This window comes from Flavobacterium hibisci (assembly GCF_020026925.1).
Taxonomy (GTDB): Bacteria; Bacteroidota; Bacteroidia; order Flavobacteriales; family Flavobacteriaceae; genus Flavobacterium; species Flavobacterium hibisci.
The window spans coordinates 22,856-34,215 of sequence record NZ_JAIQDW010000021.1 but is presented as its reverse complement, the minus strand read 5'-3'; the positions used below and the strand labels follow the sequence as shown (position 1 = coordinate 34,215).

Annotated in this window: 10 protein-coding genes; all 10 read left to right on the top strand. The window is 32.1% G+C overall.

Features of this window, described 5'->3' with window-relative positions:
- The first annotated feature begins 108 nt into the window (after positions 1–108).
- Positions 109–2,706 (top strand): T9SS type A sorting domain-containing protein, encoded by a 2,598-nt coding sequence (locus K8B81_RS17615; protein ID WP_223682866.1) that lies wholly within the window; start codon positions 109–111, stop codon positions 2,704–2,706.
- Between the two features lie 180 nt (positions 2,707–2,886).
- On the top strand, positions 2,887–3,231 hold the full coding sequence (locus K8B81_RS17610; RefSeq protein WP_223682865.1) for a T9SS type A sorting domain-containing protein: 345 nt from the start codon (positions 2,887–2,889) through the stop codon (positions 3,229–3,231).
- 188 nt (positions 3,232–3,419) lie between these two features.
- Entirely contained in the window at positions 3,420–4,469 is a 1,050-nt protein-coding gene (locus K8B81_RS17605) for a hypothetical protein (protein WP_223682864.1), read from the top strand.
- A 6-nt stretch (positions 4,470–4,475) separates the two neighbouring features.
- Positions 4,476–6,389 (top strand): hypothetical protein, encoded by a 1,914-nt coding sequence (locus K8B81_RS17600; protein WP_223682863.1) that lies wholly within the window; start codon positions 4,476–4,478, stop codon positions 6,387–6,389.
- Positions 6,390–6,459: 70 nt separating this feature from the next.
- Positions 6,460–7,386 carry a hypothetical protein gene (locus K8B81_RS17595; protein ID WP_223682862.1) on the top strand — a complete coding sequence of 309 codons (927 nt, stop codon included), beginning with the start codon at positions 6,460–6,462 and terminating at the stop codon, positions 7,384–7,386.
- Between the two features lie 144 nt (positions 7,387–7,530).
- A complete protein-coding gene (locus K8B81_RS17590) occupies positions 7,531–8,700 on the top strand; it encodes a hypothetical protein (protein ID WP_223682861.1) in 1,170 nt (389 codons plus the stop codon).
- A 279-nt stretch (positions 8,701–8,979) separates the two neighbouring features.
- Positions 8,980–9,372 carry a hypothetical protein gene (locus tag K8B81_RS17585; protein WP_223682860.1) on the top strand — a complete coding sequence of 131 codons (393 nt, stop codon included), beginning with the start codon at positions 8,980–8,982 and terminating at the stop codon, positions 9,370–9,372.
- Positions 9,373–10,035 carry a hypothetical protein gene (locus K8B81_RS17580; protein ID WP_223682859.1) on the top strand — a complete coding sequence of 221 codons (663 nt, stop codon included), beginning with the start codon at positions 9,373–9,375 and terminating at the stop codon, positions 10,033–10,035. It begins immediately after the preceding gene.
- Between the two features lie 209 nt (positions 10,036–10,244).
- Complete coding sequence (locus K8B81_RS17575; RefSeq protein WP_223682858.1) at positions 10,245–10,907, top strand: hypothetical protein; 663 nt, start codon at positions 10,245–10,247, stop codon at positions 10,905–10,907.
- A 114-nt stretch (positions 10,908–11,021) separates the two neighbouring features.
- Positions 11,022–11,264: a hypothetical protein gene (locus tag K8B81_RS17570; protein ID WP_223682857.1), complete on the top strand. Its 243-nt coding sequence runs from the start codon at positions 11,022–11,024 to the stop codon at positions 11,262–11,264.
- Positions 11,265–11,360: the final 96 nt, after the last annotated feature.

Below are 11,360 nucleotides of genomic sequence, written 5' to 3'. Positions count from 1 at the left end.
GTTTTCGGAGGGCATTTTTTTATTTCTGATTTTAGAGGGGTAACAATTGTAAGTTTAATTTGATATAGAGTTGTGTTTACAACTTTATTAACCTCAAAATATTTTACTATGAAAACAATTGTACGTCTTATTACAGCAGTACTCGTTTTAATGTCAGGATCTGTTTTTGCACAGAAATATCAGGACACCTTAATAACGGTCAGAAATGTCAGATTGCATTATGAATATGATGTAAGCTGGACAAAAGAAGTTAAAGCCAGAAATATTAATGAATTTATTAAAAACCAATCTGAACCTTCGATTAAATCTTCTACACAAATCCAGTCTATTTTGCAGAAGATAAAATTATCTAAAGAGCCTTGCGTTAATTCGGGATTTGAAAGCGGTTACAGCGGATGGACCGGATTGAGTCTGAAACACGGAGTTACAACACTTCCTATTGAAAATGGCTTAACACTTAATCCGGGCGTTTCTGCATTGCCTTTTACGGGTACAGCATCCGGACAAAATTTTACTTCAATCGAGACAACAGGAACAGATGCCCTTTTATTAGGATCGACTCCTTCATTTTCAATGTCTAAAACAGCACCGGGTTCCACTGGTACACAATCAATTCGTTTAGGAAATGACCAGCCGGGTTATAGCGCAGAAGGGATTGCCAAGCGTTTTGTAGTAACAGCAGCAAATGCTAAATACTATTTTCAATATGCGATGGTAATGGATAAAAGCCATTCAAATCCGGATGGAAGTGTAAATGGTTCTGAAGTCTTTTTTATCGCTGAAGCGGTCGATATGACCGGAGTAACGGTTGATAAAATGGTAGATATTGCTGCTCCTTCAAATCCTTTTATCAGTGCTACTAATACTCCTGGTGAAGGAATCAAGTATTACAGAGACTGGCGTTGCGCTTATCTCGATTTGTCAAGTCATATTGGCAGGGAAGTGGTAATTATGTTTATAAATTCAGATTGTTCTGCCGGAGGTCATAACGGCTATACCTATATTGATGATACCTGTACAGCATGTAAAAATACTTCTGAAGGGGTTATTGATTTAGATTTAAAAGGTCATGATTGTATAAATCCGAAACAGACTTTCAACGGAACATTCACTGTTCCTGAACAAGCAACCAATGTTCAGATTAGTTTTGAGATTTATCAAAACGGAACAATGCTGAATAGTATTTCTGCAACTACAGTTTCAGGTCCAAATTATTCTGTTGATGTTGCGGCAACTGATTTTCCAAACCAGACCCCAGGAACTTGTTATGATGTAGTAGCAAAACTGACTTTTAATTTAATTGACTTAAACGGAAATGTACAAACGGTTGTTCAGTACTCTGCAAATCCTGTTTTGGGTGTACAATACGGACAAACGGCAGGTTTTGATAATGACATTTGTTTTTGTATCAATAATTTAGGGGCTTATTGCTGTGATTCTGAAAATCTGGTTGTAAACGGTAACTTTGAAGCTGGAAATTCAGGTTTCACAAGTTCATATACTCTTGACCCAACTACTTATCCGGGACAATACAATGTAACCAATACTGCGGCGGCTTTTGGGGCAACAGTAACTGATCACTCGTTTTGTGCTGATCCTGTAGTATATGCATCCAACAGCAAATATCTGACAGTGAACGGAAAAACACAGCAAACTGGTTCTTCTGTAATTTGGGAACAAACAATAACCGGATTGAGAAGAGGAGAAAAATACCGTTTTTGTGCTAATTTCAAAAATATGAAACAATGTACTTTTGATATTCTTCCAAAAGTCAGAATAGAAGCAGGGTCTACAACTTCAGCGGTATTTTCAGTAAATGTGGCAACAGCGAATGCCTGTGACTGGCAAAATGCAGATGTAGTTTTCACAGCAACAGGAACCAGCGAAACCGTTCGGATTTATCTTGATGAAACTGGTAATGGTGATGGAAATGACTTAGCAATTGATGATATTTACGTAGGTGCTTTAGGCGATCCGGGGCTTGCAATCACAGTGCAGCACAATGGAACCAATAATGCAATTATTGCATCGGTTAATAGTATTGCAACGTCAGATGACAGTATTAAAGGTGATTGTAGAAAATACCACTGGTATGTAGCCGAAGTGACTTCTTATCCTTCTATTGTGATTGACTGGAGTACATTTGCCCACGGAAACAACGCCGGAAGTAATCTGCCTCCTTTTGCCGGAACTTCATCGCCAACTACATGGGATCTTACCACTACTTTTTCCGGTTATACTTTTGCAAACAATAAGTTGTATATCATTGGAATGTACACACCGGAATGTGATTGTTATGACAGTGGTTTTACCTATCAGTTAACATTTAATACCACATCTAAATCTGCCAATGCTGCCGGAATTACAGAAGAACAGAAAGCAGAAATTATTGATGCTATTTTAAATGGTTTAAAACCGGGCAAAACAGATGATTCATCAACTACTAATGAGCCGGACACAAAAATCAAAGAGAATGTTCAGCTTTATCCTAATCCTGTAGCAAATGAATTAACTGTTTCTGCTTTGAATGAAACAATTTCTGAAGTTATTATTTCAGATTCAACAGGAAAAACAGTTAAAAAGCAATCTTTTGTATCTCAAAACAATATTGAAAAAATCAATGTATATAGTTTACCGCAGGGACTTTATTTTGTCAAAGTGATCAGTGATAAAAATACCTACGTGTCGAAACTGATTAAAGATTAAAACATTTACGGTAAAATGTCAAAACGGGCTATCTATAATTTTAGGTAGCTCGTTTTATAAGACATAAAATCATTATTTATAGTGATTCTTTTCGTTTGGGTAAAAATTATTTTTGCTTAAAATGACTAAGGATCTTAAGGTTAGTTTCTTTTATAATAAACTCAATATAATTTTTATTCAATGAAAAGTATTTTACTCGTTTTTTTTCTTTGTTTAAGTGTTTGCAGTTATGGGCAATATGCTAAAAAAGATTTGCCTGAAAATTATGTTTCTGAAGCAAATGATTTGTTTTTTGAGAAAACGGTTGTGCATCTAAATCCTTCTTGCCGATTATTGAATATAAGCAATGCTCTTCTCGATAAAATTACAGTTTATGATATGTTGGGTCAATTACAAAAAACAGTTGTGATTTTAACCAATAAGGAAGACCATCTAATTGATCTTTCCCAGCTATTGAAAGGTACATATTTCATTGTTTTGGAAAAGGATGATAAAACAGCCAGGAGAAAAATCATCATTAATTAGAATTTATTAAGAAATGGACATATCAATCAGGTCAATAAATTTAAAAGGATTTTTTAAAGCTATCTAACATGTTGAAATTCTAAGTGTTAATGCTTCAGTGAATGAAAGTAAAGAATATTTTTTTAATGAAGGCTGTTTTGTTTTTTAACACGGTTAGTTGTTTGGCTCAACCTTCAACGAAATATACTATGGAGGAATTAAAAGCAAAAAGCAAAACAGAAATTATTGAATTGGCACTGGAAATTCTCAAGCAAAAGCAGCCTTCATTGGTAATTGATGCTGATGATTTTGAAAGTACTGCATGGCAAAACAGTAAAGAAACAATAGTAAAATTTAGAAGATATTTTCGCTTTAGTCCTTTAAATGCAGAGCAAAATCAATATTATGACATTTCAGTTAACTTAATTACAAAACAAGTTTTTCCGTTTGATTCAATGTTTAATTTTACTTTTTATATTCCAACTGAAGATGATAAAAAGAAACTTGATTTTATTAAAAGTAAAACTTATTTGCCAAAACAGCCAGAAAAAAACATAACTATCACGGAAAATGAAGACCATTATTGGATAAGCAATAGCACTAAAAATTCACTCATTAAGTTTTTTATAAACAAAAAAACAGGTTTCAAATCGGTTTTTTTGCAAGGCACGTATTCTGTTCCTCAGGTAAAACCTGTTTTTGAATCTACTTATGACCGTGAAGAAAAGGTAAAACTTTCTGGAGGAGATGAAATTTCAAAAAAAGAAATTATTGATATGGCTGTTGCTTTATTGAATAAGAGGCAGCTGTTATTAAAATGGAATTTTAATGATTATGAAGCTGAGGTTTTAGGTGACAGTAAAAACACATTCGTTGAATTTAAAAGAATTATAAGATATATTCCTTTTAGTACCGATCCTGAAAAATGTTTTTCTTATGATGTGACAATCAATGTAAATACAGCTGAAATTTTACCATTTGATGACTTTTTTAAATCGGAATTTTATATCGAAACCGAAAATGATAGAAAAGCAATTTCCTTTATAAAGAAAAATTTTGGAGATTTTTCGGCTAATTTTGAAAATACAATTTACGAAGGCGAAGAAGATTATTTTATTGATATTAAAAATGAGTATTCGTTTGGCAAATACACAGTAAACAAAAAAACTGGAATAGTAAAGACTGAAATTCAGGCTTCTTTTGAACCAGCGCAAAAACCTGTAATTGAAAATCCGGATAATTATATTGAAATCAAATAATTGAAAATGAAAAAAAACTACAGTTTTTATCAAAAAACAGAAGAAGTTTATTTTAGTACAGAATTCGCTTTTCCGATAGCGGTGATCATCATGGCTTCTATTATTACCTATGGATTGCTTTACTTTTTTGGTATAGCTTTGGCTGTGATTTTTAATGTAATTATTTCTTTTATCGGAAGTTTCTATTTCTATTATTTTGGTAAATCATCCACAGCTATAACTTTAGATTTTTTAATTCGGGTTGCATTAGTTTCTGGTTTCTTTTTATTTATGGATTACGGAGTTTTTGCGCTCGTTAAATATCAAAAAACAGACGTTTTCAATAAAATGTATTTTTATTTATGGTTAGCGATTATTTTAGGAGTTCCTGTTTTATATTATGTTTTTCAATACAGCCGATACTATTATAAAGAAACAACAAATGCAGGAACATATATAAAAGTTTATCTTAAAGTGCATCATGACAGGGAATTGCTTACTGTTGTTGACACGATACAGTTTGTCAATACTGTAAAACGTACTATGTCAGATATCAAATTAGAAAAGCCTGATTGTTTCTATTCGGATGCGGAATTAAAAAATATGGATGATAATAGCGTTCGGAATTATCTGGGAAAAGATGCTTTTAGAGGTTTAATACATTTACCTTTTGATGCAGATGTACTTTTTATCTCCTGGTATTCTATTATTGAAGATAAATATTATGATATTGAAGTACCTTTTCCTTTTGAAAAACTGGTTATCGAACAGGAAAAATATCCAACAAATGTTTCGGAAGTGTTGAGAGGCAAAAAATCAAAACCGTTAAATCTGCACATTCATGCCAATGGCGGAATTCGGCTTTTTAATGTTGATGAGGTTTTAATCGATCTTCCGGAAAGTATTCCGACAGTTATTTCAGACGAAGAGCGAAATAAAAAAATAGAAATCTGTAGGGGGGTACAAGATTATTACCATGCACCAAAAGCTTTTGAAGAATTGATAGAAAAAATTAAATCATCTAACGGAATAGAAGAACGTTTTCTAATACAAAACAAAAAGTTTAACTGGAGTATGCATATTTCAGGTCTGAAAGGCAATAATTATTTAGATGTTTGTGATGTTTCTTTCAGTAAATACAAAACTGAAATTGCCGAATTGGATATGCCTGAATTTCGATTTTTGCCAAAAGAAATCGGAATTGTTTACAGAGGAAATTATTTGTATGACTGGCTTAATCTATACATTGATACACAGGAAATTTATCACTATCTACAAGAAATCGAGAGCGGAAATGAATGCAATCCTGTTTCTTTTGAACTTGTTTTTGAAGATTTGACAGAAACAGGTTTAAAATTCACAATCAGGGCAGGCGACAAATTTGTGATTTTTAATAATTGGAAAATTAGTATCAGAAACGATCGTAAGCAAGACATGACAGACCATCTTCTGCATATCGATGAAGATCAGCAAAAACGTGCTTTATATAAGGAAGCATGGGATTTGGTTGCCAGCAAACAATACGATCAGGCGCAGGAAAAATGCGATACAATTAAAGCAATCGACCCGGGATATGGTTTTGCTTATTTTTTGGAAGTAAGATTATTATGGTACAAAGAAGGATTTGAAGCCTGTTACGCCAAACAGGATTATTTTATTGCTAAAACACAACATGAACCTGCTGCATTGGCACACATGTACAACAATTACGGATGTTTGTATGATCAGGAATTAAAATATGACGAATCATTATCATATTTTGAAAAAGCGATTCTTGCCAATCCAAAAGATGGTATGTATGTCTGTAATCTTGCCGAAATATACTGTAAATTAAATCGGCCTAAAAAAGCACTTGAAGCTGCTGAAAAATCCAAAAAGTTAGGGCACGAATCACCAACTTTATATGCAATTTTAGAAAGTAAAGGATTACGTTATTTATAGAAAATCATTACAAATAGTGATGTTTAAAAAAGTCAGTAATAATACATTTGACTGACTATAAATAGCTGCTATGAAAGGATACAAATTATATAAAAAAGTAAACCCGGTCTATTGCAATTTTGAGGAATTACTGGCAAATATTATTTTACCATTAGTAATAGCATCTTATATTTCTTATCCAATATTATATTTCCTGGGTACGAAAAGCACGATTTTATTTAATGTATTTCTTGCCGTAAGCGCCAATTATTTTCATAAAAATTTAAAAAAATATTTCCCGTATTTTAAGGATAATAAATCCGTTTTTAGACCTGTCCTTATCTGGTTTTGTGGTTTCTTAATCATATTCATTGTTTTAGCAATTACTGATTTTGGATTTTATTTATTGGTTTTGTACCAAAAAAATAATGAATTCAATCGCTTTCATTTTTATTCCTGGCTGATTATTTTGTTTGGTATCCCGTTGCTTTATTACATCTTAAAATTTGGGCAATATTTTTTCATAAAAAAGCATCAGGATCTTGAATTTTTAAACATTGTACTAGCAGTTAATCATGATGCGGATCATTTTTTAGCGATAAATAATATCCAGTTTATAAATTCTGTAACCAGAAAGTCTTCTGATATAAAAATTACAAACAACATAGGGTTGTATTCCCAAAAAGAATTTATAGCAAGAAGAACAAAATCCAGGCATTATTATCTAAGTAAAGAAGGATTTAGGGAACTGATCCAGATTCCTGTTAATGGAAATACGGTTTTATTATCATGGTTTTGTTATAGAGGGAATAAGTGTTATGAAGCAGAAATTGCTTTTCCTTTTGAGAAATTTATAGAAGAACAGCAAAAATGTTTGACAGATAAATTTAAAATATTCAGAGGCAGTGAGACAAAACCTTTGTATTTGCATCTTTATTTAAATGGAGGTGTCAAATTTTTTTATAATGATGTGATACTAGTAGATTGTCCTGAAAATAAAGAAAGAGTTGCCAATTGATATCAATAAAAAAGAAAATCAGTACTATAATCTGAATTAATCCAGGCAAAACTAAATAAAATATCAAATGAAGCGTTAACTATTTATTAAGAAAGAGTCAAGGAAGAGATTTGGAAAACAGAACACCTTTAAGATCACATAAAGATGTACAATAAATTATACGCCAAAATACAGGAAGAATTTAATCATATTTCTGATACGTTTATAGAAAAAGAGATTGATGTATTAGCAGATGAAAATCTAATTACGATTCAGTCAAAATATAATCTTTACGATATCCAGCCTTATTTTGCAGAATTGACTAATAATGTATTAGCAAAGGATGCAAAACTGATAATTGAATCTGAAGAGGATTTTGATCCGGAAACAGATGATTTATACGAGTATAAAATCAATTTTGAAAACAGGAAAGCTTATCTCAAAAGGGAACATTATGGCGGAGGTGTTTTTTACAGTACCCTTTATGAATATACAGATGAGTATCACAAGAGTTTTTCGGTATACCAAAATAAAGAGAATATAAAAGCAACCAACCTTAGTTATCTCTATTTAAAAAACGGAATACCGGATCAGTTTATAGAATGTACAGAATATGGTATTTCGCTAAAAACATATACTTGCGAAAACGGAATCATTAAAAGTTATAAACTGGAATGGACTGAATACGATCATTATTGCATTGGTGAATTGACTTTTGACAATCACGAAAATTTAAAAATGATTACGGAAACAGCTTTAGATGGAAGAATCCGTGTTGTATTTGATGCCACGGTTTCGAATGAAGATATTGAGGAAACTTTAGCACAACTAGAAACATTTCTGGTAGAGAATATTGCAGATCAGATTATTGAAAATGTCAAAATAGAAGAACCTGTTTATTGCATATTGTTTGAATACTCCATGCAGGCACCTTTTCCGCCCACAATTGCTTTCGGAATAACTTCAGAAATAGAAGGGGATTTTCAGGATAAGGAATTATATGAACTGTACAATTCGCCTGATATGAAATATTTTTCTGAGAATGAACAACCAAATCCAATTAATATTGATTTTTACCCAGTTGCTATTCAGCCAAATTATTTGATTACGACTTCCTATGGTGAAAATATTCCCTGGCAGGATAAAGAAGCCTATGCCTTGTGGGAAAAACAAGTATTTGATACTTATTTAAGGGTTTGCAAACGATTAATGCATTTCGATTTTTCAAAATCTTTTACAAAAACAGAAAATTTTTTGGTAATGGCGCGTGATTTTGAAAAATGTAATGAGGTTGATTTTTATCAAAGTATGCTACATTACAAAACCAAAAAATAAAAATTTTACGCTATTTTACCCAATATTCAACATATTTTTTAGGATGCAGCTATTGAGTAGTTGTGCATCAGTTTCATATGTAATTCCCCATTTCGGTGCTGTCTTTCATTATAATTGAAAATGGTTTCAGATTAATCCTTTCGTTATTAATATTCTAAAAGTATTCTTTAATAAATTTTACTGTTGGTTAAAATTAAAATCATTATTTCTAGTGAGTGTTACTAAAAAACTCAGAATTAGATTTGCATTATAAAATTATAATCAACTAAAAAATAACTCATGGGATTAGCAGAAAAACGTTTAGCAGAATCAATTAAAGTTGAAAAATTACCTGAATTTGAAGCAAAACTTAAAGAGAAGTCAGGTTACGATATCAAAGTAGATATAGACTGGAATACTTTTACAGCTTTTAATCAATATCCGCTTGAAAGATTGGATATTATTTTTGATGATTTGGAATCATTCGTTAAAAAAATATGTGCTGATGATATGGGAAAAGAAGCTCTAAAAGAAAAAATGACAACAATCCATTTGACGAACACAGAAAATAATGATGAAGTGAAAATGGAATTAAAAGACAATACTTTGTATTTGACACTTCAGCTGGTTCAGGCTTCTTTTAGTGCACAAACAGACTCGCAGATTGCTGATTACGTAGAAAAGATGCTGTAAATGATTGAGTCGTATAAAAAGAATCTTTTTATAGAATTTTCAGGCTGGTTTATAAAACTTGCTGATTTTGCCGATAAAGCAGATGATGTTTACAGTTTGCCGAAGCTTGAACTGCTATTACATACTGGAAACATCATTAGGGGATGTATCATAGGTTATGACAGGACCAGACCAGAAAAACTATTAATGGTGATGGGAATTCCAGATTCGGGTCCAAAATCCGAAATCACACTTGTTTCCGGATCTCAGGTGGCAGCGATAAGCTTTATAGACGCCAATGAAACCTTAAGGATGCTTGAACCTAACGCTACAGTTAGTATTTTAGAATTAAAGCGTACTATAAAGAAAGTCGAAGAAGATTTAGAAAAAGGCATTGCGTCAAAAATCAATCTGATTTTAGATGCTGATAGTTATCCTGAAGATAACAGAAAACTGGTTTTAGATACTATTAAATTCCTTCCATCAATTTTTGAATCGCTGACTGATGACGAATTAGGAAAAAAAGCGGTAGCAGAAAATATAGAAAAGATCAAAATTTCCATAGCTGAAGCGGATTTTACAATTTTAGAAAACAAAGAACTTCATATCGCAATTAGTCCGGGCTATAAATTTCCTCACAAGGAAAAGGAAAGGATCAAAAGAGAGATTGAGAGTGTTTTATAATTTTTTTGCAGGGCATGAAAGAAACAGTCAGGGATTTTTTATTTCTAAATACTGGAAAAACAATGCATCAAACATTTTTGATAATGATACAAAGTATTCAGAGACGACAGGAATATTCATTACTACAAACTAATACTTACAATAAATAATCAATAGTAAATCGTTAAAGACACATCAAATAGAATTTTACGATTTCAAAATTAAACCCTATGAAAGCATTAAAACATATTTTATTATCATTGTTAACAATCACTTTTACCAGCTGTTCAAATGATAACGATTCACAAACTTTATCTGAAGAAGCTTACGACATTCATGTTGTTGGGTTTACTACCCAGCCAGATAAATATAACATCCAGGCAACATACTGGAAAAATAATATTCCAACGCTGTTAGATCAATCCGATAGCGAAAGTACTGCCACAGCAGTCGTAGTGGCTAATAATGATGTATATATTTCTGGAAGTATAAACCATAAAGCCTGCTATTGGAAAAACGGGAATGTAGTTTATTTGACTGGTGGAACCGAAGCCTATGACATAAAAGTAGTTAATAACGATATTTATGTAGCAGGTGAAGAAAATTATGTGGCCTGTTATTGGAAAAACGGTATAAAAACTTCATTAGCCGAATCTCAAAATGAATCCAGAGCTTACGCTATAAGTGTAGCAGGCAACGATGTTTATGTAGCCGGTACTCAATCATTAGGTAAAAGCGAATACAATTTTTTGGCTCTTTACTGGAAAAATAATGAAGCGGTTATTTTAGATGATGGAGGATTTGCATACGATATTCTTTCAAGTGGTAATGATATTTATGTTGCAGGTGATGCATATTTAAACAATTATATAGACAATTTATCCTTTGCATAGTGGAAAAATGATACTCAAATCCATGTTAGTGTAAAAGACCAAAATAAAATCTATACTTATGGCCTGAAGGTTTCCAACAATGATGTATATGTTGCGGGCTATATTAATCCATATATGATACGTCAAGCGGCATACTGGAAAAATGGAAAAACAAACCTGCTTTTCAATGCAAGTGGTTCGCAAATGACAGATGCAAATGACATCGAAGTAGTAGATAATTCTGTTTTCGTATGTGGCTCTGAAGAAGCAGAAAACCGACTTTCGAAACCAAAAATCTGGGTTAACAACAAAGAAACTTTCTTGTCTGGTGATATAAAAGAAGGTAAAGCTTTGGGAATAAGTGTAGTTAAAAAGTAAAATAAATACAGCAAGAGTATTCTTCAACTTACAGGCATAAGTTTGTTTGAACTGTTCAGATGAACAACAAATCGAATCCTGGCCTGTAATTAATTT

What these genes read in the sequence shown, in the direction of transcription:
- K8B81_RS17615 (WP_223682866.1), top strand. Translation starts at nt 109, where the DNA reads ATGAAAACAATTGTACGTCTTATTACAGCAGTACTCGTTTTAATGTCA.
- K8B81_RS17610 (WP_223682865.1), top strand. Translation starts at nt 2,887, where the DNA reads ATGAAAAGTATTTTACTCGTTTTTTTTCTTTGTTTAAGTGTTTGCAGT.
- K8B81_RS17605 (WP_223682864.1), top strand. Translation starts at nt 3,420, where the DNA reads ATGGAGGAATTAAAAGCAAAAAGCAAAACAGAAATTATTGAATTGGCA.
- K8B81_RS17600 (WP_223682863.1), top strand. Translation starts at nt 4,476, where the DNA reads ATGAAAAAAAACTACAGTTTTTATCAAAAAACAGAAGAAGTTTATTTT.
- K8B81_RS17595 (WP_223682862.1), top strand. Translation starts at nt 6,460, where the DNA reads ATGAAAGGATACAAATTATATAAAAAAGTAAACCCGGTCTATTGCAAT.
- K8B81_RS17590 (WP_223682861.1), top strand. Translation starts at nt 7,531, where the DNA reads ATGTACAATAAATTATACGCCAAAATACAGGAAGAATTTAATCATATT.
- K8B81_RS17585 (WP_223682860.1), top strand. Translation starts at nt 8,980, where the DNA reads ATGGGATTAGCAGAAAAACGTTTAGCAGAATCAATTAAAGTTGAAAAA.
- K8B81_RS17580 (WP_223682859.1), top strand. Translation starts at nt 9,373, where the DNA reads ATGATTGAGTCGTATAAAAAGAATCTTTTTATAGAATTTTCAGGCTGG.
- K8B81_RS17575 (WP_223682858.1), top strand. Translation starts at nt 10,245, where the DNA reads ATGAAAGCATTAAAACATATTTTATTATCATTGTTAACAATCACTTTT.
- K8B81_RS17570 (WP_223682857.1), top strand. Translation starts at nt 11,022, where the DNA reads ATGATACGTCAAGCGGCATACTGGAAAAATGGAAAAACAAACCTGCTT.